Raw genomic sequence first — 21,683 nt, forward strand, 5'->3', positions numbered from 1 at the left:
GGCTGGATAGCCGCATTTTTGTATTCAGTGCCTAAATGATCACTCTTCTGAGGCGTAACCCTGTTGTGGCAGCCGTTCGCCGTCCAAAAAGGCGGCATCATCTTGCATGATCACACGTCCTTGCAGGAACCACTGGCAGACTAACGGGTAAATACGGTGCTCTTGCTGCTGAACCCGAGCCATCACATCGTCAGCTGTGTCATCAGAAAAAATCGGTACTTTGGCTTGCAGAATGACCGGGCCACCGTCTAATTCTTCCGTGACAAAGTGCACACTGGTGCCGTGTTCCCGATCGCCGGCATCCAGCGCACGCTGGTGGGTGTGCAAACCGGTATACTTAGGCAGCAGGGAGGGGTGGATGTTCAGCATACGACCATGATAGTGACGGACAAAATCACCGCTCAGGATACGCATGTAACCTGCCAGCACCACTAAGTCCGGTTGATACCCATCGATGAGATCTGCCAGTGCGCGGTCAAAGCTGTCGCGGTCGGCATAATCTTTCGCCGCGAGGTGCGCCGTCGCAATACCGGCCAGCCGTGCACGCTCCAACCCATAAGCGTCGGATTTATTAGAGATAACGGCTGCAATGCGGCCGTTATCTATCACGCCGTTTTCACAGGCATCTATGATGGCCTGTAAATTAGAGCCGCTGCCAGATATGAGGACAACAATGTTTTTCATTGCTTAGCGAATCTCCACCTGGGCTTCACCCTCGGCAGCATCCGCAATGGTTCCCAGCAGCCAGGCGCTCTCGCCTTCAGCGTTCAGCAGTGCAACAGCTTGCTCCGCCTGCGCCTGAGGCAAGGCAATGACCAGGCCAACGCCACAGTTAAAGGTGCGGTACATTTCGTGCGTTTCAACATTGCCCGCGGTTTGCAGCCAGTTGAACACAGCCGGCCATTCCCAGCTCTTGCCATCAATGACCGCTTTTGTGCCCTGAGGCAGTACGCGTGGGATATTTTCCCAGAAACCGCCACCGGTAATGTGAGAGATAGCGTGCAGGTCGCAGCTTTCCATCAGCTTGAGTACGGATTTCACATAAATACGGGTTGGCTCCAGCAGGTGGTCAGCCAATGGCTTACCTTCCAGATCCTGAGTCAGATCGGCCTGTGAAACTTCAAGGATTTTACGGATCAGAGAATAGCCGTTTGAGTGAGGACCACTGGATGCGACGGCAATCAGTGCATCGCCTGCTTTCACTTTGGTGCCATCGATGATTTCAGACTTTTCAACCACACCGACACAGAATCCGGCTACGTCGTAATCTTCACCATGGTACATGCCCGGCATTTCTGCCGTTTCACCACCGATCAATGCACAGCCAGACTGCACACAACCTTCACCGATACCGCCCACGACGCTTGCTGCCGTGTCAACGTCCAGCTTGCCTGTTGCATAGTAGTCGAGGAAAAACAGGGGTTCTGCACCCTGTACGATCAAATCGTTGACACACATGGCGACAAGGTCGATACCAATGGTGTCGTGCTTTTTCAGATCCATCGCCAGACGCAGCTTGGTTCCTACACCGTCTGTGCCGGAAACCAGTACAGGTTCTTTGTACTTGGTTGGCAGAGAACACAGGGCGCCAAATCCACCCAGACCACCCATGACTTCAGGACGAGTCGTGCGTTTGACTACACCTTTGATTCGATCAACCAAGGCATTCCCTGCATCAATATCGACACCTGCATCTTTGTAACTAAGAGAAGAATGATTACCGCTCACAACAGATCCTCACCGGTTAAATCGCAAAATCCGCAGTATGATAACAGCAGTAAGGGCGGAAAGGAAAACGTTTGCGTCAAATATTCCTGCTGGGTGAAAGCCAAGCAGATAAGCTGCTATTCCCTACCTGTAAGACTATGGACTAGTGTATAATAGATCGATTTTTTTGAAATTTTGTTGTGTAGGAGTCCAAGATGAAAGTCGTTGAGGTAAAACATCCGCTGGTGAAGCATAAAATTGGCCTGATGCGTGAAGCCGACATCAGCACCAAGCGGTTCCGCGAGCTGGCGACTGAGGTGGGTAGCCTGCTGACTTACGAAGCGACGTCTGACTTCGAAACAGAGAAAATTACCATTGAAGGCTGGAACGGCCCGGTTGAGGTCGATCAGATCAAAGGTAAGAAAGTGACAGTGGTACCGATCCTGCGTGCCGGTCTGGGTATGATGGATGGTGTGCTGGAACACATGCCAAGTGCCCGTATAAGTACGGTCGGTATTTATCGCGATGAGGAAACGCTGGAGCCTGTGCCTTATTTCCATAAGCTGGCATCAAACATTGATGAGCGTATGGCACTGGTGGTTGATCCTATGCTGGCGACTGGCGGCTCTATGATTGCGACCATTGATTTGCTCAAAGAGCACGGCTGTAGTGCCATTAAAGTCTTGGTACTGGTGGCTGCGCCTGAGGGGATTGCCGCTCTTGAAAAAGCACATCCGGATGTTGAGCTGTACACAGCGGCTATCGATCAGAAACTGAACGATAAAGGCTATATCGTTCCGGGCCTGGGCGATGCGGGTGACAAAATCTTTGGCACCAAGTAACAACAAATAGTGTGTATAAAAAAACCGGCAATCCGCCGGTTTTTTTGATCCTGTCTAATGTGGCTCAGGCGTCGTTAGACCCCATCTGAGCATTGTCCACCACTTTACTTTCCCCCAAGTCCTTCGGCAGTACCAGGTTCAGGACAATGGCAACGATACCGCACAGGCTGATACCCTGCAGGCTGAATTCACCGATGCCAAATGCCATACCACCAATACCGAACACCAGAGTAACTGCAACAATCACCAAATTGCGTGACTTGTGCAAATCGACCTGGTGTTTGATCAGAGTATTCAGGCCGACTGTCGCAATCGAGCCGAACAGCAAAATCATGATGCCGCCCATCACAGGCACAGGAATGGTTTGCAGTACAGCGCCCAGCTTACCGACAAAAGCCAGAATGATGGCCGTGACCGCACTCCAGGTCATGATGGCCGGATTGAATGCTTTGGTCAGCATAACGGCACCTGTGACTTCTGAATACGTGGTATTGGGTGGTGCGCCGAACATAGACGCGGCAATGGTTGCCACGCCGTCACCGGCCATGGTGCGGTGCAGACCCGGTTTTTTGAGGTAGTCTTTGCCCGTGACATTCGAAATGGCCAGCATATCACCGACGTGTTCAACAGCCGGAGCAATGGCAACGGGAATCATGAACAGAATTGCATTGATATTGAATTCTGGCATGGTGAAATTTGGCATGGCCAGCCAGCTTGCTTGCTGTACCGGTGTGAAATCGACCACTCCGAATGCCAGGCTGGTGGCATAACCGGCCAGAATACCTGAAATGATAGGCACGAGCTTAAAGATGCCTTTGGCAAAAACGCTGACCAGAATAGTCACCAGCAGCGAGATGCTGGCAATCCATAACGCGGCATCGCCATCAACAATCTGGATAGCACCATCACCACTTTTTCCCAGCGCCATATTAACTGCAGCAGGTGCCAGCCCGAGACCGATCACCATGATAACGGGACCGACTACAACAGGCGGAAGCAGTTTATGGATAATGCCGACCCCGCGAACTTTAATCACACTGGCCATGATCAGGTAGATCACCCCGGCCATCATCAGGCCGCCGAGTGTTGCTGGAATACCCCAGGTTTGGACGCCGTATAGAATGGGAGCAATGAAAGCAAAAGAGGAAGCAAGGAAGATGGGGACACTGCGTTTGGTAATGACCTGGAAAAGTAGGGTGCCGATACCGGCGCCGAACAGAGCAACATTGGGATCCAGCCCGGTTAAAAGCGGTACCAGAACCAGTGCACCAAATGCTACAAAAAGCATCTGCACACCTTGTAATATCTGCATCATTGTCACGAATCTCCCTTGATATAAAAAAATCGCGCAATGCTAGCACAAGCGCAAACGTTTCCCCAATGATCATGAATATTAATTTTATGATCTTGTCACTAATGTGGCGTGAAAAGCTAAACCGCCATCAGAGGTCAATAATTTCATTTTGCTGCGAGTGATGTGTTTTGAAGGAAACTGGTTTTGGTGTCGGTAAGCTGATGTAAGAGAAATCTGTCTGGAGTAAGAAAGCTAACTTGTCCCCGTTTTTGGTATTTTTTTATGGTAAATAACGTCATTTACAGTTAGCTAAGGTATAGTGAGTTCTGTCAATTTGCTGACGTCAGGTTATGGCTCTGTGCAGCCAATAACTTTCACAACAGGGTGATTCTCACCCTTTATTTACAATGATATTCGACGAGTGATTTATGTGGCGTGTTGCTTTTTTCCTTGTAGCGCTTATGGCCTTGCCGCTGCAGGCGGCTACGGTGAATACTTTATATCAGGCTCAGGTACCTCTGCCTGATTCCGACCGGCAGACGGAGCAGAGCGCGCGGGTTGCCGCCTTACAGCAAGTGTTGGTGAAAGTGTCCGGGCAGCGAGACATCACCAGCAACGATGTCATCCAGAAAGCGCTGGAAAACAGCAGTTTGTATGTCAGCCAGCTGGGCTATGGCAATGAGCAGGGACAGTCAGTGCTGGAAATCAGTTTTGACAGCGAGAAAATCCGTACGCTGCTGACTCAGGCCAATGCCACGTTTTGGTCTGAGCAGCGCCCCACTGTGCTTGTCTGGCTGGTCGAAGAGGCGAATCGTGATCGCGCGATAGTGTGGGATCAGTCCGGTAATAGTCTGCAAGCTAATCTGAATCAGGCGGCGGCTCATCGTGGTGTACCTGTGCTGTTGCCTATCGGTGATTTTCAGGACGTGACTGCGATCAGTGTGCCTGATTTGTGGGGCGGATTTTCGCAGCCAATTGCAAATGCCAGCACTCGCTATCAGCCCGATGCGGTGCTGATTGCGCGTGTTCAGCGTCGTAACGAAAGCCTGCAAGTGGCCTGGCAGCTTTTTCCGGTTTCACCGGCAGCTATGCTGGACGGTAACTCAGCGCCGGTAGAGGGCCGCAGCAGCGGAGACAGTGTGACGGGTATTACCGCTATGATGGATCAGGTTGCGGATAATCTGGCAGCACGCTACGCCGTTCAGCTGGGCGGAGTCACGGAAGGTGGCTTTGCCATTGATGTGGCGAATGTGCGCCGGGTTGAAGACTTTTTTCAGTTAGAGAAGCTACTGAAAGATCTCAGCTCTGTCGCTTCTGTCAATGCCAGTCATTTGCAGGGGGATAAGGTCCGTTTTACTATTCGGCTTTTGAGCAACGAGCAGGTATTTGCCCGCGAGTTGAGTATGGAACCTAAGATTCAGGCGCAGCCGCTTTCGTCGCTGGTGCGTGATGTTACCTTTGAGAATCAATCAGCAGGGGAGTCAAGCCCTGCGAATCAGGAAGGTGTGATTGTGCCGACATCCCGGGAAGGCTCGGCGTCTGAGCCATTGCATCAGCTGGATGTGTCCGGTACTCAAGCTGCAGCTTCCCGCATCGGCTTGTATTACTGGAACCCAAACGCCTGATAGTTATTGTAAAGAAAAAGCACCCCGCTGATTGTCGGGGTGCTTTTTTATTATCCTGCCATTACTTATCGCCGTGGGCTTCCCGCTCTTCCCGCTCAACCTGAGACAGCTTTTTCAGCTTGTTACCCAACTCCCGGCCCCGTGCCCGAGCAAACAAAATGTTGGCGAAAAAGGCCGCGGTGGTCAGTCCGAGCTCAATCAAAGCCAGCCAGCGCTCCCCGCCATCCACCCAAAGCAGTGTCAGGGCATGCAGAAAATAGAACATCAGAATGAAGTTTGCCCATGCGTGGGTATAAGGCTTACCTTGCAGTATGCCTTTCAGCGGGAGCAGTAAAGGCAGTAGCCACATCCCGGCAACCACATAGTTGTTCAGGTGCGGGTGGGGCGAAATCATGCTCTGCCACAGAAACACCCACAATAGCAGAGACAGGTTGGCTGTCAGTGCAAAGTAGCGTAATTTCTGGGTTGAAGGGCTCATCGGTTTCATATTGGTATCCGTATCTTAAAACTGCGCAGATGCGACTGGATAATACTTATTGATGTAATTGTCTGGCCGTCTGAGCCAGCCTTTTGCCTAACGCTTGCGCCAGAGAGGCTTCATCCGATGTCAGTCCGTCGTTCTGATTAAGGTGTGAAGCGCCGTAGGGGGTTCCGCCAGACTGGGTAGTATGCAGCAGGGGCTCTGAGTACGGCAGTCCTAATACCAGCATACCGTGATGCAAAAGTGGTAAGAGCATAGACTGCAGTGTCGTCTCCTGTCCGCCATGCATTGAAGACGATGCAGTAAACACGCAGGCAGGTTTACCAATCAGGCTGCCCGAGAGCCATTGCGCACTGGTACTGTCGATGAAGTGTTTCAGTGGCGCGGCCATATTGCCAAAGCGGACAGGGCTGCCCAGCGCCAAGCCCTGGCACTGCTCCAGATCAGCAACTGAAACATAGGGATCGCCTTGGTCCGGCCCATCTTCCAGCTCGCCGTTCGCACGGATTTCCGGTACGGTACGTAAAACGGCTTCACAGCCTTCCACTTGTCCGATACCACGTGCAATTTGTCTGGCGAGCTGGCGGGTGCTGCCATGGCGGCTGTAGTAGAGCACCAGAATGGGCAGCATCAGAGTATATCCAGTACTTGCTCAGGCGGACGGCCAAGCGCAGCTTTGTCGCCGTTGACCACAATAGGGCGTTCAATCAGCTTGGGGTGCGCAACCATAGCGTCGCGCAGCGCCTGCTCAGAGACAGAGTCGTCACCCAGATTCAGTTCTTTGTAGATGTCTTCTTTGGTGCGCATCATCTGGCGGGCAGAATCAAAACCCAGTTTACGTTGCAGCTCGGCTAATTGCTCGGCGGAAGGCGTCTCGTCGAGATATTTAATGACATCTGGCTGGATGCCTTTGCTTTCAAGCAGGTTTAACGTTTCCCGGCTTTTTGAACAGCGTGGGTTGTGATAAATGGTGACAGACATAATCTCTCCCGGATTGTTGGTATCTTATTGTTAAGGTAAAGCCTGCCAGAATACGCAGGCTATATAACGGACAGTAAGGTCACGAGCCGCTCTGATCAGAGATCGGCAAATCTGGATCGTGCCAGACGCAACTGATCGATGCGTGCGTCATATCTGGCCTGATCCAGCGAGCCAACATCGACTATCTGGCTGGCCTGAATATAATTCTGGATTGCTTTTTCCCAGTCGCCGCGCAATGCCATCACTTCAGCACGCGCTGCCAGCTCTCCGTCTCTGCGTCCGATGCCGGCGTAGGCCTTGGCCAGCATACTCCAGCCGTTGACATCGTCAGGGTTATCATAAGTAAAGCGGCTTAACAGCGACAGGCTGTCTTTCGCCCGGCCGGCTTCAAGATAGGCATGGGCCAGATTGAGTCTGAGTACGGCATTTTCCGGGTTGGATTTGAGCGCTTGCTGTAACCGGTTAATGGCGCTGTCATAGCGTTGCTGGAACACATCTAAATCGGTGGCGGAATCAATAAAGAAACGGTTAGACGGCTCTGACTGCAACAGCGGCATCAGCAGTTCCCGCGCCTGGTCATACTTTCCGCTGTCCATATAGACCAGGGCTTTACCGTAATTCACTGCCATTTTGTTGGCGCCACTTGCTTCTTTTCCTTTACGGTTGAACCAATCCAGCGCATTACGGCTGTCCAGATTGGCATACCGCGCGATGATTCTGGCCTGAGCCAGCAGATAGCTTTCCGAAACAGGTACACGGCGAGCCGGGTACTGAGCTGCACGGCTGCGGGTATCTGAGATGCGTGATTCCGGTAAGGGGTGAGTCAGCAGCATAGCTGGAGGCGTGCTGGCATACCGGTACTGGTCTGCCATGCGGCCAAAAAAGCCGGGCATAGCCTGAACATCAAACCCGGCTTTGGCTAAGGTTGCGATACCGATACGGTCAGCTTCCATCTCATTGCTGCGGGTATAGTTTATCTGGCCTTGCACCGAGGCGGCGGTAGTTGCCTGCATAGCAGCAATACCCGCTTCCGGCGCCGCAATTGCCAGCATAAGAGAGCCAATCAGAGCAGCCATAGTGGCCGGGGATTTTTTTGCCTGATCTTCCATGCTTCTGGCCAGATGGCGCTGAGTAATGTGGGCAATTTCGTGTGCCATGACAGAAGCCAGCTCACTCTCACTTTGGGCATGCAGGAACAGCCCGCTGTGCAGCGCAACGTGGCCGCCAAAAAAGGCAAAGGCGTTTACTTCACGATTCTGAATCAGGAAAAATTCAAACGGCGTGCGCACATCCTGCGCATTGGCTACCAATTTGTGTCCCAGATCTCTGACATATTCGGCTAGCAAAGGGTCATTAATGATAGGTTTACTGGACCGTAGTAAGCGCATGTAGGCATCGCCGTATTCCAGCTCTTTTTCGATTGTCAGTGTCGCGGCAGCCGTTGTCCCGATCTCAGGCAGATCGTCCAAAGATGCCTCGGCCCAGCTCGCTGGCGCTGTGCTAAGCAGAGCACACAGCAGCAAACAAACTGGTTTTTTGACAAATCGACGCTTAGAAAAGGTGATCATCTTCATTTGTATGTTGTTATTCCGGTTGCTGCGGGATTTGCAGTAAATCAATCTGCGCGCTTACAGGTATGACAACAAAAGCTCCAGGGTGTTTCTTTCTTGTCGTCATAATGTTATTTACAATAACTTGTTGGATAATAACCGCCTGTGCCTGAGAATGGAAATACCTAAGCTGGATTTAACCGATACCCGCTGCCCGCTGGCCTTACTGATGGCAAAACGCACTTGCTGTCAGCTTAAAGCAGGGCAGCCATTAGAGATACATATCTGCGATGCCGGCTCAAGGAAAGATATACCACGCTATTTGTTGAATCATGGGTTTCAGGTTCAGGTTCAATCAGATAACCCCAAGTTACTCGTAATTACCGTTACTAGAAGGTTGTGATGCTCATATGCTCGAAATGATTAGTCGTTGGTATCAGCGCAGATTTTCTGACCCTCATGCGGTCAGTTTGGTGGCGATCCTCTTGGTAGGTTTCATCACTATTTATTTTTTCGGCAACCTTATTGCACCTTTGCTTGCCGCCATAGTACTGGCTTACTTACTTGAATGGCCGGTGATGTATCTGACCCGGATGAAAGTGCCACGAACACTGGCTGTGACTCTGGTGCTATTACTGTTTTCCGGGTTGATGGTGATGGCTGTTTTTGTGCTGATTCCGATAATTTGGCACCAGGTCAGTAATTTAATCTCTGATGTGCCAAGCATGTTTAACGATCTGCAGCATTATGTGTCCAGCCTGCCAGAGCGATACCCTGAAATGGTTCAGCCGGAGCAGATAACAACTGTGATGAACAACCTTCGCGCTAAAGTGCTGGGTATGGGCGAGAGTGCGCTGAAAGGCTCAGTGGCATCGTTACTGAGTCTGGCTACACTGGCGGTCTATCTGATTCTGGTACCGTTACTGGTCTTTTTCTTGTTGAAAGACAAGGATGAGATGCTCAGTGCCTTCAGCCGAATCCTACCCCGTAATCGCCGTCTGGCCAGTAAGGTCGGCGCTGAGATGAACCAGCAGATTTCAAATTATATCAGGGGCAAGGTCACTGAAATCATTATTGTTGGCACTGTCAGTTACATCACTTTTGCGCTGCTTGATTTACGCTATGCCCTGTTACTGGCGGTACTGGTGGGTTTCTCGGTTTTGATCCCATATATAGGTGCAGCTGCGGTGACTTTGCCTGTTGCTATGGTCGGGCTGTTCCAATGGGGGCTGACGCCAGACTTTTGGTGGCTGCTGGTGGCTTACGGCATTATTCAGACACTCGATGGTAATGTGCTGGTTCCCGTCCTCTTTTCTGAAGCCGTGAATCTTCATCCGGTCGCTATCATTATTTCCGTGCTGGTCTTTGGCGGGCTATGGGGCTTCTGGGGCGTTTTCTTTGCGATACCGTTAGCCACACTGGTGAAGGCCGTCTGGAATGCATTACCGGCCACAGATTATGGCGAAGAAACCGATTAACCATCACGTAGCTGGTCATCACACAGGGAGGTTGGGTGAATATATCCGTGAAGATATTGCTGCTGACCGGGCTGGCGATGCTGGCGTTTGCTGCCAATTCACTGCTCAACCGGGTGGCCTTGTCTGATACTGCAATCGATCCTGCCAGTTTTACTCTGTTTCGTTTACTGGCGGGAGCTCTGTTCTTATGGTGCATTCACGCTTACAGCCATTCAGGTAAGAAGCACAAAGAGAGTGTAGGAGGCAACTGGATTGCTGCCCTGGCACTCTTCATCTATGCTGCCGGCTTTTCTTTTGCTTATCTCAGCCTGACGGCGGCAACTGGCGCATTGCTGCTGTTTGCTGCGGTGCAAATTACCATGATGGCCGTTGCGCTGAGCAGAGGTGAAAGGCTGAACTTCTTGCAAATGTTCGGTTTTACACTTTCCCTGGCAGGACTGGTGCTGCTTTTGTTACCCGGTGTGTCAGCGCCTTCCTGGCAGGGAACTGTTCTGATGCTGATAGCGGGGGTGGCCTGGGGAACATATACCTTACTAGGTAAAAGTGCCACAGATCCGATCCAGACGACGGCAGGGAACTTTTTACGGGCAATCCCCTTCGCCTTGCTGTGCTGGCTCGTTTGGGGGACAACTGAGCTGGATGCGCTCGGGGTGTGGTATGCCGTACTTTCCGGCGGGATAGCCTCAGGCGTCGGTTATGCGATTTGGTATAGTGTCTTGCCCTCGCTGAGCGCAATGATAGCGGCGACCGTTCAGCTCAGCGTGCCTGTGCTGGCGGCTATAGGGGGTGTGCTGGTGTTATCTGAGTCGGTGACATTACGTCTGTTGCTTGCTTCGATGGCGATTCTGGGAGGAATCGCCATCGTTATTGGTGCCAGGAAAGTGCCGGGTTCGAAACCCTGATCCTTGAACTACAAGGGCCGTATTGACGGCCTTTGCTGAGCACCTGCAGGATTAGCTGTTGCCATTCAGGTAGGCCAGCACGACCTCGTGATGATCTTTGGTTTTAAACTTATTAAAGACATGTTCAATGACACCGTCTTCGTTAATCAGAAAGCTGATACGGTGCAGGCCATCGTACACCTTGCCCATGAATTTTTTCTCGCCCCATACGCCAAACTGTTCGGCAACAGCATGATCTTCATCAGAGAGCAGGGTGAAGTTCAGGTTGTCGCGCTCGATGAATTTAGGCAGACGTTTGACCGGATCGATACTGATTCCCAGTACTACGACGTTCAGCGCATCCAGCTCAGATTTGCTGTCGCGTAATCCGCAGGCTTGCACTGTGCAGCCCGGGGTCATGGCCTTAGGATAAAAATACGCGAGTACTTTTTTACCATTGAAATCGTTCAGGCTGACAGGCGCACCATTCTGATCTGGCAGAGTGAAGTCAGGCGCAGGCGTACCTGCAGTCAAGGTTTGCATGTGTCGTTCCTTATTCTTTGAGGTTACTTGGGTAAATGACCGGTAAAGGTTACCGTGCCTGTGACTTGCACAGTCTGGCACAGGGCTTCAAATTCTTCCTGCAAGGACATCAGATTACAGCCTTCGGGCAGGTTAGTGCTGAGTTGCAAGGTGAGCTGGTCTTGCTCGCCGTTACCTTCATCTTCCTGAGAGTGGGCACTGAGTGCTGAAATGTCTATCTGGCGGCTGGCACAGAAATGGGTGAATTTTTCTATCAGACCCGGTGCATCATTGCCTTCAATGTGGAAGTCGGCAGTATAGGGATAAAAGCGGTGCTCGTGCTTGGTGGTTCTTTTCATAACGGTCAGCAGGTCAAACTGCTGGGCCTGAAGCGGCAGGGTTGCTTCAACCTTGGCAATCGATGCTGCCGTGCCTGACAGTAAAAGTATGAAGGTAAATTCACTGCCAAAAATAGCCAGTCTGCTGTCTTCAATATTGCAGCCGCTGAGTGAGATGTGTCGGGTAATTTCATCAGTTATACCCGGGCGATCTGAGCCGATTGCGGTGATAACGAGGTAGTGTTCCATACAGTTTCACAATGATGACCTTTATGTTTGCATGGTAGCACAGCCCACTTATCTCCTGCCATGAAGTTACCTGTGCAAATGATGATATTGTTATGATTGATATATTTTGTTGTTAAATTCGCTGGCCTTGGTGCAAGTCACTGGTTTAATCCACTTTTGACAGGGGATCACAGGACAGAATTAACGAACAGGATATGGCCAGGTATGACAGCTATTTTACATTCTACTTGCTTGTGTTTACTGCCACTGAAAAGTACCATGAGAAATCAATAAAAAAGGGAGATCGACATGTTTACTGGTAGCATGGTAGCGCTAGTTACGCCCTTGGATGAAGTCGGCGAAGTTGATTACGCCAGTCTGAAATCCTTGGTTGAATATCATATTGCAGCGGGTACAGACGCGATTGTCGCAGTCGGTACCACAGGTGAGTCGGCGACTCTGACGGTTGAAGAGCACGTCAAAGTTGTGCTGAAGACTGTTGATTTTGCACAGGGCCGTATCCCAATTATTGCCGGTACAGGCGCCAATGCCACCCATGAAGCCATCACTTTTAGCAAACTATTCTCGGGTACGGGTGTAGCCGCTTGTCTGACCGTCACACCGTATTACAACAAACCGACTCAGGAAGGTTTGTATCAGCATTTTAAAGCGATTTCCGAAGCCACCGATCTGCCTCAGATTCTGTATAACGTACCAGGTCGTACGTCGGTGGACATGTTGCCAGAAACCGTTGCCCGCCTGTCTAAACTGGATAACATTATCGGCGTCAAAGATGCGACAGGTGATTTATCCCGAGTGGAAAAAACACGGGAACTTTGTGGTAAAGATTTCCTCCAATTCAGCGGTGATGATGCAACAGGTCTGGAATTTGTGGCACGCGGTGGTCACGGCGTGATTTCTGTGACGGCAAATATTGCAGCACCAGATATGGCAACTATGTTCCAGCTGGCCTTGAAAGGGCAACTGGACGAGGCGAAAGCCATCGATGCTAAACTGATGCCGCTGCACAAGCACCTGTTTGTTGAGTCCAATCCCATTCCGGTGAAATGGGCAGCACAAAAGCTTGGACTGATTCAGCACGGCACACTGCGTTTACCATTGACGCCCCTGAGCAAAGAGGCTGAACCTGTGGTGCTGCAAGCGTTGAAAGATGCGAAACTGCTGCCTTCACTGGCTACCGCATAGGAACGTAAGAACTCTACATGAATGTGAATTACAGGTTGGCAGTTACGGCTGTCATGGTAGCTGCTCTGGCTGGCTGTTCAGGCAGCGCAGAGCGACGCCGACAGGCTAATCAGGATTTTAACTATCTGGAAACAGCGCCGTTAAGTAGCTGGAACAGCCCTAGTGGCTCTGCGGCGACGGTGTCGAACGAGTATGCGATACCGTCTAAAGAATACCCGGGTGCGATTGGCAGAGCCGTTGACATTCGTCCTCCGCAGCAAGTTCTGGCCCTGATCCCTGGTGCCAGAACCGCACATAACAGTGATGGTACCGTTAGTCTGCAGCTCGTGAATTCAGCTGAACTGGACGAGTTGTGGACACTGACCAAACGTATGGCTACTGAGCGCAATATTGCTCTGGATGTAAATACGGCTCAGACGCTTGAGACTGGGTGGGTGAGCTGGAACAATGAAGACGAAGATACTGAGATAAGCAGTCGTTATCGGATTTCCCGTTCCAGTGCCAACGACCAGAACCTGTATACCATCAAGCTGCTCGACTGGCGTGAAGGCGGTGTAGAGAAACCTGTCAGTATGGTTAATCAGGAGCGTTACAGCATTCTGATGACCAACCTGGTGATGGCTAAATACGATGCTTATGAGCGAGAGAAAGCAAGGTTACGCGCTGAGGAGCTGGTGAAACAGATCCCCATCACTATGGGGCAGGATCGTAGCGGCTTACCTGTGATTATCGCCCGCGCACCTTATAACGTGTTCTGGGAGCGTCTGCCAAGTCTGTTGCAGACACTGGGCTTTACTATCGACGGGCGAAATCGCTCGCAAGGTACGATCGATGTGAGCTTCCGTAACCCGGATGACAGTTTCTGGGTCGATTTAGGTATTCAGCCTCTGCAGCTGGAAAACCGCGATTATAAGTTGCAGCTGGGTGATTTGGGCAACCGGACTTCAATTACAGTGACAGATGAAGACGGAAAACCTATCACAGAAGCAGCGTTAGAAAGTATTGCTCCGGTATTAGCCGCTGTGATTGACAAAGATAATCAGCAGTAATTATCTGCTATTTGCTTGCTCTGCAACACAATCTTGAAAAAGCGACCTCAATAAAAAACGCTTCGGCATCTGAAAGGATTGCCGAAGCGTTTTTTTAGGTATGGATAAGAGAAAGGATCTTCTCTGTTATCGCATGTCTTATTTCACTTCTTCGCCTTTTGCCTGCAGATCTGCATGGTATGACGAACGAACAAAAGGCCCGCAGGCGGCATGGGTAAAGCCCAGCTCCAGTGCGATTTCTTTCAGTTCATCAAACTCTGAAGGCGGTACATAACGTTCAACCGGCAAGTGGTGACGGCTTGGAGCCAGATACTGGCCAAGTGTCAGCATGGTGACACCGTGCGCACGAAGATCTTTCAGGACTTCCACAATTTCTTCTTTGGTTTCACCCAGTCCCATCATCAGACCAGACTTGGTCGGCACGTCGGGATGCATTTCACCAAACTTTTTCAGCAAATCCAGTGACCACTGGTAGTTGGCACCCGGGCGGGCCTTGCGGTACAGGCGCGGTGCGGTTTCCAGGTTATGGTTGAAAACATCAGGCGGGTTATCGCGCAGGATGTCCAGTGCATGATCCATACGGCCACGGAAGTCGGGTACCAGAGTTTCGATTTTGATGTCAGGGTTTTTCACCCGGATTTCACGGATGCAGTCAGCAAAGTGTTGAGCGCCACCGTCACGCAGATCATCACGGTCAACTGAGGTGACGACCACATAGCGCAGTTTCATGTCGGCGATGGTCTGAGAAAGCTGTACCGGCTCTTCGGCATTCGGCGGCAAAGGGCGGCCATGGGCAACATCGCAGAACGGGCAGCGGCGTGTACAGATAGCCCCCAGGATCATGAAAGTCGCAGTACCGTGACTGAAACACTCTGCCAGGTTAGGGCAAGAAGCTTCCTCACACACAGAGTGGAGGTTGTTCTTGCGCATTGCCGCTTTGATATCCTGAATACGCTGAGTGTCGGCCGGAAGCTTGATTTTCATCCATTCTGGCTTACGCAGCATTTCGCGAGGCTTTTCCTCTGCTTCCATGTTGCGTACAGGAATCAGGGCCATTTTATCGGCGTCACGGTATTTGACACCAGGTTCAATTACGATCGGTTTGCTCATGATTAATTGCTTTCCGTTGTCCACTCTATGCTCTGGTAATCGAGCAGTTTCACTAACTCATCGACAAGTACAGGTTGCACGTCAGCCAGTTCTGTCGGGCCATTTAGCCTGGCTAGCTGAGTCATTTCCATACCCGCATAGCCGCAGGGATTAATACGCAGAAAAGGTGTTAAATCCATGTCGACATTAAGAGCCAGGCCATGAAAAGAACAGCCGCGACGGATACGTAGGCCGAGTGAGCAGATTTTTTTACCGTCGACATACACGCCAGGTGCATCAGGACGGGCGTTGGATGCTACTCCGAAGCGGGATAGCGTGTTGATTACGGTGTTTTCAATGTGCGTGACCAGCTCGCGAACGCCAAGTTTGTGGCGACGCAGGTCAATCAACAGATACATCATTTGTTGTCCGGGACCATGATAGGTCACCTGTCCGCCACGGTCACTCTGAAAAATCGGGATGTCACCGGGATTGAGCACGTGTTCAGCTTTGCCGGCCTGACCCTGTGTAAAGACGGGAAGGTGCTCGACCAGCCAGATTTCGTCGACAGTATCGTCATCACGATTGGCGGTAAACTGATGCATGGCCTCATAAGTGATAGAGTAGTCTATCAGGCCCAGATTGCGGACAATGAGATTTCGTTGCACATTTCACCCATGCTGTCTGTCGGTCTCAGCTGAGAGCCGTTCGAGACCAATAATGGTGCATTATAAATCGAAGCGGCTGAAATTTCAGCCGCCAATTGTTCGGTAAGACCAGGTATCAGAGCACGACGCGAACAATGTCGATCTCACCCAGCTCTTTATATAGGGTTTCAACCTGCTCAATATGAGTCGCTGTGATAGTGATAGACACGGCACTGTAGGTCCCTTTTCCGCTTGGTTTCACGGTTGGGGTATAATCCCCAGGAGCGTGCCGCTGTACTACTCCCACGACTAAATCAGGCAGCTCAGGCTTATTAAAGCCCATAACCTTGAAAGAAAACTGACAAGGGAACTCGAGTAAATCTTTAAGTTTTGGCTGTTCTTGCTGTTGCATGCTGAACTCCCAGGAAGGTATGCGGTATATCACAAATTAGGCCAGCATATTAATGGCTCGCAGTCCATAACACAAGTCAAGCATAGGGGCAGGGTAGCAGCCTTGGCGCTAAAAAGAAAAAGGACAGCAAGGCTGTCCTTTTGTATAAGCGGTGGCTTAGCTTAGCCAGCCCTTAAAGAGCAAGACGATATAGTCAATTAAACGGCTGAAAATGCTGCCTTCGTTGACGTCGTTCAGCGCCAGCAGCGGGTATTCCGCTACGTCTTCATCGCCCAGGCGGTAGTAGAGTTTACCGACCACATCACCTTTTTGAATCGGGGCTTTTAACTCTTTTTCCAGCACAAAGTTAGCTTTCAGATCTTTGGCTGATCCGCGAGGCAAGGTCACGAAAGTATCCTGATTGACCCCCAGAGACACTTCATCGTTGTCGCCCATCCAGACTTTTTCTGTGACGAAGGTTTCGTTCGCTTTGTGTGGCGAAACGGTTTCGAAGAAACGGAAACCGTAGTTCAGTAGCTTCTTGCTCTCCGCTTTACGGGCATTGGCGCTTTTGGTTCCCATGACAACGGCAATCAGACGCATCTGACCTTCAGTGGCGGTACTGACCAGGCTGTAACCTGCGTTGTCGGTGTGGCCGGTTTTCAGGCCGTCGACATTCAGGCTTTTGTCCCACAGCAGGCTGTTCCGGTTAAACTGCTCGATACCGTTGTAACGGAAAGACTTTTCTTTGTAGATGGCAAATTCATCCGGCACATCACGGATCAGCCCCTGTGCCAATAAGGCCATATCATAAGGCGTAGTGTACAGTTTATCGTTGTCCAGGCCGTGAACGTTGGCGAAGTGGGTGGAATCCATGCCCAGCGATTTTGCCCAGCCATTCATCAGATCAACGAACGAATCTTCAGAGCCGGCGACGTGTTCAGCCATGGCCACACAGGCATCATTGCCGGACTGGATAATAATGCCACGGTTGAGATCTGCGACTTTTACTTCGCTGCCAACTTCAATGAACATTTTTGACGAACCCGGGAAATTTTTTGCCCAGGCATTTTTGCTGATCACAACAGTATCATCCATAGAGATGTTACCGCGTTTGATTTCCTGACCAATCACATAACTGGTCATCATTTTAGTCAGGCTTGCGGGTGGAATCTTATCGTACTCTTGTTGCCCGGCAAGAATCTTACCTGAGTGGTAATCCATCAGGACATAACCTTTAGCGGCTATCTGCGGGGCTTCTGGAACGACGGCGGGCGCCGCGGCCGCTGAAAGACTAGTCAGTAAAGCGGTTGAAACAGCGACAGAGCGAAAAAATGCAGCAGATTTATTCATGATATATGTTACTTGGGTTACGGATATCAAAAAATTGGAACCACTATATCAGATTGAGCTTGTTTAAACAGTTCTCAACCAGAGGAATAGTGGTTCATTGAGGAATCTTGTGAAATTTTTACATTCATCTGTCAGACTTTGCCCTGACAAATTAGTTCAATTCACGTTGTTCGGATACGACGAATGCTTCCGGAAATTGGGCCGCTCTGGCTTTGTTCCGCTGTACTTCCGCTTCCGCGGAGTCGAGATACGGACCCAGGCGAAGGCGATAGACAGCGGCAGAGCCGGCTTTTTTCACATCAACCCGGGTATGGAGCTCTGATTTGAGTTTCTGCGCCGCAAGCTGGGCTTTATTGAGATCACTGAAAGCTGCCAATTGCACAAAGAACCATTTGGGATTTGCACTTTGCCATTCGGCCGTGGATTCTGGTTTTGGCATCTGCAACAGCTCAATTTTGACCGGCGCGGTACCGTGACCAACCACATCCAGCTTGGTCGCTGCTGCCATGCTGAGATCTATGATGCGTCCTTCATGGAACGGGCCGCGGTCATTGACCCGGACAATGGCACTTTTGCCATTATTTTTATTGGTCACTCTGACATAGCTGGGCAGCGGTAAGGTTTTATGCGCCGCAGTCATTGAATACATGTCATAAATTTCGCCGTTAGACGTTTTGTGGCCATGAAACTTCTTGCCGTACCAGGATGCCAGCCCTTCTTCGCTAAAAGACTGTTCGGCCGGCAAAATGGCGTAGGCCTGGCCTCTGAGTGTGTAATCTGAGTTACCGGCCAGGCTTTTAGGCTCGTACCTTGGCTGTGCATCTTCAATATGATCCAGAGTCGGGGAGCTCTCTGGTGCGCGGTCATCTTTTATCTGATAGCGGTCTGATTGGGTGGTACTGCACCCTGCTACCAGCAGGGTGACACTGAGTGAAAAAGCGAGTGATTTGGACACTGTGTGCATCAGTTAGCCTTGGACAACATTTTTCTGTGAGTGTGGATAGACATCAGGATACCGAAGCCTGCCATCAGGGTAACCATGGAGGTACCGCCGTAGCTGACCAGGGGCAGTGGAACACCGACCACAGGTAATAAGCCACTGACCATGCCAATATTGACGAATACATAAACAAAAAAGCTCAGTACGATACTGCCTGCCATCATACGGCCAAAGGCGGTTTGCGCGCGGCTGGCCAGCAGCAGCCCGCGGCCGATAACGAATAAATACAGGGCCAGCAGGCCGATGACCCCGGACAATCCCCATTCCTCGGCAATGACGGCAAAAATAAAGTCGGTGTGGCGCTCAGGCAAAAATTCCAGTTGTGACTGAGTGCCGTGGAGCCAGCCCTTGCCGGTAATACCGCCTGAGCCAATGGCAATTTTGGACTGAATGATGTGATAACCCGCGCCGAGGGGATCGGACTCAGGGTTAAACAGTGTCAACACCCGGGTGCGCTGGTAATCGTGCATCAGGAAGAACCAGAGCACCGGGATGAATGCCCCAATCAGCGCTCCGGCAACAAAAATTATCCGCCAGCTGATGCCGGACAGAAAAAGCACAAACACCCCGGATGCCGCGATCAGGATAGAGGTGCCCAAATCGGGTTGCTTGGCAATAAGAATGGTTGGCACGAAAATCATCAGGGTGGCAATGATGATGTTCTTCAGGCTCGGTGGCAGCGGGTGGTTCCCGATGAAACGGGCGACCATCAAGGGGACAGCCAGCTTAATCAATTCAGAGGGCTGGAAACGGACGACCCCCAGATCCAGCCAGCGTTGGGCGCCCTTGGAGATTTCGCCCACCAGCAGTACCCCCACCAGCAGCAGCAAACCAACACCAAACAGATATGGAGCCCAGGCCTCGTAGTGGCGAGGGGCAATCTGGGCAAGGATAAACATCACCGCCAGAGACAACAGCATACGGACGGCCTGACGCTCCATCATGTCCAGGTTCTGGCCGCTGGCACTGTACATGACGACCAGAGCAAAACCCATCAGCGTTAGGATCCCCAGTAATAAAGGCACATCTATATGCAGGCGATCACTCAAAGTGGCTTTGCTGCCTGCCGCAGCCATGATACTCATTGCGAAACCTCAGCCAATGTCGATTTATCTTTGTCATCGTGTTTGAGCAACATATGGTCGAAAATCTGCCTTGCGACCGGGCCACCATTGCTGGAACCGCCGCCGGCATTTTCAAGCACCATTGCTACTACGTACTCAGGGTGTTCAAAGGGTGCAAAGGCCGTGAACAGTGCGTGGTCTCGCAAATGTTCTTCCAGCTCTTCGGCGTTATATTCTTCATCCTCGGCCAGGCCGAAAACCTGGGCTGAACCGGATTTGCCGCCAGCCTTGTACTCTGCGCCATAGAAAGCGCGTCTTGCCGTGCCGCGGGTGCCATGCAGTACCCGGTACATGCCGTCTTTGGCGACCTGCCAGTATTTCGGATCGACGCCCGTAATGGGGGGGAAGACGTCATATTTGGCCGGCGTCTCACCATCGGCATCCATAATGCTTTTCAGCAAATGCGGCGCCCGGACAACACCATCATTGACCAGCACTGTGGTCGCCTTGGCTATCTGCAGTGGCGTCGATGTCCAGTAACCTTGTCCGATCCCGACAGGAATAGTATCACCCTGATACCAGGGCTGGCGGAAACGGGCCTGTTTCCATTCGCGGGTTGGCATGTTGGCTTTGCTCTCTTCCGCAATATCAATGCCGGTATATTCACCGTAACCAAACTTGCTCATCCAAGAAGACAGCCTGTCTATCCCCATGTCATAGGCAATCTGGTAGAAAAAGGTATCGACTGACTCTTCAATGGCTTTGTGGATACTGACTTTACCGTGTCCCCAACGCAGCCAGTCACGGAATGGCCGGCTGTTAGTGTTAGGGATTTTCCAGTAACCGGGATCGTTGCGTGTCGTTCGTGTTGTGATAACGCCCTCGGCTAATGCCGCCACTGCAATCGCGGGTTTGACGGTGGAAGCCGGCGGGTAGATACCCAAGGTAACCCGGTTTACCAGTGGCCTGTCTTTGTCATTGAGTAATTCACTGTACTGTTTCGAGGAAATACCATGTACAAACAGGTTCGGATCATAACTTGGGCTGGACACCATCGCGAGCACGGAGGAATCTTTCGGATCCAGCACCACCACAGAACCCCGTTTAACCTTGGTATATTCCTCACCGGTTTCCGGATCGGTTCTCTTTTCGGTTAGCAACTCTTTGACATACAGCTGCAAGCCAATATCCAGATTCAGGCGCAGATCTTTGCCGGGTACAGGCGGCACATATTTCAGCGTGCGGATAATACGGCCGCGGCTGTTGACTTCGACTTCCTGGTAGCCTGAGGTGCCGTGCAGCAAGTCTTCATAATATTTTTCAATGCCCAGCTTACCGATATCCCGGGTTGCTTTGTAGTTGTTAAGACGATCTTCCCTGTCCAGCATTTCTAAGTCCCTGTCATTGATTTTTGCCACATAACCAAGGACATGGGTGAGTGCATCACCGTAAGGGTAGTAACGTTTCAGGTAGGCTTTGACCTCAACACCCGGAAAGCGGTGCTGATTAACGGAGAAAAGAGCGACTTCTTTCTCAGTCAGCTGGTTACGCAGGGGGACAGAGTTAAAGCGCCGGGTACGGCGACGTTCTTTGTCAAAGCGCTCAATCTCTTCCTCTGTGATCCCCAGCAGCGATTTCAGACGGGTAAATGTATCATCCAGATCCGGAACTTTCTCTGTGACCACTTCCAGCGAATACACTGGCCTGTTTTCGGCCAGTAATACCCCGTTACGATCGTAAATCATGCCGCGGTTAGGTGAGACAGGGACGATTTTGATACGGTTGTCATTGGAGCGGGTCTGATAATCTTCAAACTCACGGACCTGGATGTGATACAGATTAGCAATCAGCACGCCAATCAAGGCAAAGATGCCGATAAAGGAAAAGACCGCTCGTCTGAAAAACAGAGACGATTCGGCCTGATGATCCCGGATCTGAAGTCGCTTTCTGCGCATGC

General features: G+C 51.2%; 23 protein-coding genes. 7 read left to right on the forward strand and 16 right to left on the reverse strand.

Annotated features, from left to right (window positions below; translation table 11 throughout):
* Positions 1-39: 39 nt before the first annotated feature.
* A complete protein-coding gene (gene purN / locus D6M16_RS00640; protein ID WP_120510136.1) occupies positions 40-684 on the reverse strand; it encodes a phosphoribosylglycinamide formyltransferase in 645 nt (214 codons plus the stop codon).
* A 3-nt stretch (positions 685-687) separates the two neighbouring features.
* Positions 688-1,728 (reverse strand): phosphoribosylformylglycinamidine cyclo-ligase, encoded by a 1,041-nt coding sequence (gene purM / locus D6M16_RS00645; protein WP_120510137.1) that lies wholly within the window; start codon positions 1,726-1,728, stop codon positions 688-690.
* Positions 1,729-1,922: 194 nt separating this feature from the next.
* Between purM and upp the strand changes: the two genes are divergently transcribed.
* Positions 1,923-2,549 (forward strand): uracil phosphoribosyltransferase, encoded by a 627-nt coding sequence (upp, locus tag D6M16_RS00650; protein ID WP_046221574.1) that lies wholly within the window; start codon positions 1,923-1,925, stop codon positions 2,547-2,549.
* Positions 2,550-2,613: 64 nt separating this feature from the next.
* Here the strand turns inward: upp and D6M16_RS00655 are convergent, their stop codons facing one another.
* Positions 2,614-3,864 (reverse strand): uracil-xanthine permease family protein, encoded by a 1,251-nt coding sequence (locus D6M16_RS00655; protein WP_120510138.1) that lies wholly within the window; start codon positions 3,862-3,864, stop codon positions 2,614-2,616.
* A gap of 467 nt (positions 3,865-4,331) precedes the next feature.
* Between D6M16_RS00655 and D6M16_RS00660 the strand changes: the two genes are divergently transcribed.
* A complete protein-coding gene (locus D6M16_RS00660) occupies positions 4,332-5,468 on the forward strand; it encodes a DUF2066 domain-containing protein (protein ID WP_240435500.1) in 1,137 nt (378 codons plus the stop codon).
* A gap of 61 nt (positions 5,469-5,529) precedes the next feature.
* Here D6M16_RS00660 and D6M16_RS00665 read toward each other — a convergent pair whose 3' ends face one another.
* From D6M16_RS00665 to bepA, 4 genes are all read right to left on the reverse strand, one after another.
* On the reverse strand, positions 5,530-5,955 hold the full coding sequence (locus D6M16_RS00665) for a DUF2069 domain-containing protein (protein ID WP_120510140.1): 426 nt from the start codon (positions 5,953-5,955) through the stop codon (positions 5,530-5,532).
* 46 nt (positions 5,956-6,001) lie between these two features.
* Positions 6,002-6,580 carry an NAD(P)H:quinone oxidoreductase gene (gene wrbA / locus D6M16_RS00670; RefSeq protein ID WP_120510141.1) on the reverse strand — a complete coding sequence of 193 codons (579 nt, stop codon included), beginning with the start codon at positions 6,578-6,580 and terminating at the stop codon, positions 6,002-6,004.
* Complete coding sequence (gene arsC, locus D6M16_RS00675) at positions 6,580-6,930, reverse strand: arsenate reductase (glutaredoxin) (RefSeq protein WP_120510142.1); 351 nt, start codon at positions 6,928-6,930, stop codon at positions 6,580-6,582. The genes wrbA and arsC overlap by 1 nt, the downstream gene beginning before the upstream one ends.
* 95 nt (positions 6,931-7,025) lie before the next feature.
* Positions 7,026-8,498: a beta-barrel assembly-enhancing protease gene (gene bepA / locus D6M16_RS00680; protein WP_120510143.1), complete on the reverse strand. Its 1,473-nt coding sequence runs from the start codon at positions 8,496-8,498 to the stop codon at positions 7,026-7,028.
* 157 nt (positions 8,499-8,655) lie between these two features.
* Between bepA and D6M16_RS00685 the strand changes: the two genes are divergently transcribed.
* The 3 genes from D6M16_RS00685 to D6M16_RS00695 are packed head-to-tail and all read left to right on the forward strand — an operon-like array spanning position 8,656 to position 10,860.
* Positions 8,656-8,883: a sulfurtransferase TusA family protein gene (locus tag D6M16_RS00685; RefSeq protein ID WP_120510144.1), complete on the forward strand. Its 228-nt coding sequence runs from the start codon at positions 8,656-8,658 to the stop codon at positions 8,881-8,883.
* Between the two features lie 7 nt (positions 8,884-8,890).
* A complete protein-coding gene (locus tag D6M16_RS00690) occupies positions 8,891-9,958 on the forward strand; it encodes an AI-2E family transporter (protein ID WP_120510145.1) in 1,068 nt (355 codons plus the stop codon).
* 35 nt (positions 9,959-9,993) lie between these two features.
* Complete coding sequence (locus tag D6M16_RS00695) at positions 9,994-10,860, forward strand: DMT family transporter (protein WP_240435501.1); 867 nt, start codon at positions 9,994-9,996, stop codon at positions 10,858-10,860.
* A 51-nt stretch (positions 10,861-10,911) separates the two neighbouring features.
* Here the strand turns inward: D6M16_RS00695 and bcp are convergent, their stop codons facing one another.
* Together bcp and D6M16_RS00705 are read right to left on the reverse strand one after the other, a co-directional pair.
* The gene (gene bcp / locus D6M16_RS00700) at positions 10,912-11,382 is read right to left on the reverse strand and encodes a thioredoxin-dependent thiol peroxidase (protein WP_120510146.1); all 471 of its coding nucleotides are present in this window, start codon (positions 11,380-11,382) and stop codon (positions 10,912-10,914) included.
* A gap of 23 nt (positions 11,383-11,405) precedes the next feature.
* Complete coding sequence (locus tag D6M16_RS00705; protein ID WP_120510147.1) at positions 11,406-11,948, reverse strand: glycine cleavage system transcriptional repressor; 543 nt, start codon at positions 11,946-11,948, stop codon at positions 11,406-11,408.
* A 288-nt stretch (positions 11,949-12,236) separates the two neighbouring features.
* Here D6M16_RS00705 and dapA point away from each other — a divergent pair, with 288 nt between their 5' ends.
* Both dapA and bamC read left to right on the forward strand, forming a co-directional pair.
* Positions 12,237-13,133: a 4-hydroxy-tetrahydrodipicolinate synthase gene (gene dapA, locus D6M16_RS00710; protein WP_120510148.1), complete on the forward strand. Its 897-nt coding sequence runs from the start codon at positions 12,237-12,239 to the stop codon at positions 13,131-13,133.
* 17 nt (positions 13,134-13,150) lie between these two features.
* Positions 13,151-14,182, forward strand: a complete 1,032-nt coding sequence (gene bamC / locus D6M16_RS00715) for an outer membrane protein assembly factor BamC (RefSeq protein ID WP_120510149.1) — start codon at positions 13,151-13,153, stop codon at positions 14,180-14,182.
* A gap of 138 nt (positions 14,183-14,320) precedes the next feature.
* Here bamC and lipA read toward each other — a convergent pair whose 3' ends face one another.
* The 7 genes from lipA to mrdA all read right to left on the reverse strand — a co-directional run bounded on the left by lipA (position 14,321) and on the right by mrdA (position 21,681).
* A complete protein-coding gene (lipA, locus tag D6M16_RS00720) occupies positions 14,321-15,292 on the reverse strand; it encodes a lipoyl synthase (RefSeq protein ID WP_120510150.1) in 972 nt (323 codons plus the stop codon).
* A 2-nt stretch (positions 15,293-15,294) separates the two neighbouring features.
* Entirely contained in the window at positions 15,295-15,939 is a 645-nt protein-coding gene (gene lipB / locus D6M16_RS00725) for a lipoyl(octanoyl) transferase LipB (protein WP_120510151.1), read from the reverse strand.
* A gap of 115 nt (positions 15,940-16,054) precedes the next feature.
* On the reverse strand, positions 16,055-16,330 hold the full coding sequence (gene ybeD / locus D6M16_RS00730) for a DUF493 family protein YbeD (protein ID WP_027253797.1): 276 nt from the start codon (positions 16,328-16,330) through the stop codon (positions 16,055-16,057).
* A gap of 156 nt (positions 16,331-16,486) precedes the next feature.
* The gene (locus D6M16_RS00735; protein ID WP_120510152.1) at positions 16,487-17,662 is read right to left on the reverse strand and encodes a serine hydrolase; all 1,176 of its coding nucleotides are present in this window, start codon (positions 17,660-17,662) and stop codon (positions 16,487-16,489) included.
* A gap of 151 nt (positions 17,663-17,813) precedes the next feature.
* A complete protein-coding gene (locus tag D6M16_RS00740) occupies positions 17,814-18,626 on the reverse strand; it encodes a septal ring lytic transglycosylase RlpA family protein (protein WP_120510153.1) in 813 nt (270 codons plus the stop codon).
* Positions 18,626-19,747: a peptidoglycan glycosyltransferase MrdB gene (gene mrdB, locus D6M16_RS00745; RefSeq protein ID WP_120510154.1), complete on the reverse strand. Its 1,122-nt coding sequence runs from the start codon at positions 19,745-19,747 to the stop codon at positions 18,626-18,628. Before mrdB ends, D6M16_RS00740 begins: the two co-directional genes overlap by 1 nt.
* Positions 19,744-21,681 carry a penicillin-binding protein 2 gene (gene mrdA, locus D6M16_RS00750; RefSeq protein WP_120510155.1) on the reverse strand — a complete coding sequence of 646 codons (1,938 nt, stop codon included), beginning with the start codon at positions 21,679-21,681 and terminating at the stop codon, positions 19,744-19,746. Before mrdA ends, mrdB begins: the two co-directional genes overlap by 4 nt.
* Between the last annotated feature and the right edge of the window lie 2 nt (positions 21,682-21,683).

The sequence above is a fragment of the Photobacterium salinisoli genome, assembly GCF_003614885.1.
GTDB classification, from domain to species: Bacteria; Pseudomonadota; Gammaproteobacteria; order Enterobacterales; family Vibrionaceae; genus Photobacterium; species Photobacterium salinisoli.

What these genes read in the sequence shown, in the direction of transcription:
- purN (WP_120510136.1), bottom strand. Translation starts at nt 684, where the DNA reads ATGAAAAACATTGTTGTCCTCATATCTGGCAGCGGCTCTAATTTACAG.
- upp (WP_046221574.1), top strand. Translation starts at nt 1,923, where the DNA reads ATGAAAGTCGTTGAGGTAAAACATCCGCTGGTGAAGCATAAAATTGGC.
- D6M16_RS00655 (WP_120510138.1), bottom strand. Translation starts at nt 3,864, where the DNA reads ATGATGCAGATATTACAAGGTGTGCAGATGCTTTTTGTAGCATTTGGT.
- D6M16_RS00665 (WP_120510140.1), bottom strand. Translation starts at nt 5,955, where the DNA reads ATGAAACCGATGAGCCCTTCAACCCAGAAATTACGCTACTTTGCACTG.
- wrbA (WP_120510141.1), bottom strand. Translation starts at nt 6,580, where the DNA reads ATGCTGCCCATTCTGGTGCTCTACTACAGCCGCCATGGCAGCACCCGC.
- arsC (WP_120510142.1), bottom strand. Translation starts at nt 6,930, where the DNA reads ATGTCTGTCACCATTTATCACAACCCACGCTGTTCAAAAAGCCGGGAA.
- bepA (WP_120510143.1), bottom strand. Translation starts at nt 8,498, where the DNA reads ATGATCACCTTTTCTAAGCGTCGATTTGTCAAAAAACCAGTTTGTTTG.
- D6M16_RS00685 (WP_120510144.1), top strand. Translation starts at nt 8,656, where the DNA reads ATGGAAATACCTAAGCTGGATTTAACCGATACCCGCTGCCCGCTGGCC.
- D6M16_RS00690 (WP_120510145.1), top strand. Translation starts at nt 8,891, where the DNA reads ATGCTCGAAATGATTAGTCGTTGGTATCAGCGCAGATTTTCTGACCCT.
- bcp (WP_120510146.1), bottom strand. Translation starts at nt 11,382, where the DNA reads ATGCAAACCTTGACTGCAGGTACGCCTGCGCCTGACTTCACTCTGCCA.
- D6M16_RS00705 (WP_120510147.1), bottom strand. Translation starts at nt 11,948, where the DNA reads ATGGAACACTACCTCGTTATCACCGCAATCGGCTCAGATCGCCCGGGT.
- dapA (WP_120510148.1), top strand. Translation starts at nt 12,237, where the DNA reads ATGTTTACTGGTAGCATGGTAGCGCTAGTTACGCCCTTGGATGAAGTC.
- bamC (WP_120510149.1), top strand. Translation starts at nt 13,151, where the DNA reads ATGAATGTGAATTACAGGTTGGCAGTTACGGCTGTCATGGTAGCTGCT.
- lipA (WP_120510150.1), bottom strand. Translation starts at nt 15,292, where the DNA reads ATGAGCAAACCGATCGTAATTGAACCTGGTGTCAAATACCGTGACGCC.
- ybeD (WP_027253797.1), bottom strand. Translation starts at nt 16,330, where the DNA reads ATGCAACAGCAAGAACAGCCAAAACTTAAAGATTTACTCGAGTTCCCT.
- D6M16_RS00735 (WP_120510152.1), bottom strand. Translation starts at nt 17,662, where the DNA reads ATGAATAAATCTGCTGCATTTTTTCGCTCTGTCGCTGTTTCAACCGCT.
- D6M16_RS00740 (WP_120510153.1), bottom strand. Translation starts at nt 18,626, where the DNA reads ATGCACACAGTGTCCAAATCACTCGCTTTTTCACTCAGTGTCACCCTG.
- mrdB (WP_120510154.1), bottom strand. Translation starts at nt 19,747, where the DNA reads ATGAGTATCATGGCTGCGGCAGGCAGCAAAGCCACTTTGAGTGATCGC.
- mrdA (WP_120510155.1), bottom strand. Translation starts at nt 21,681, where the DNA reads ATGCGCAGAAAGCGACTTCAGATCCGGGATCATCAGGCCGAATCGTCT.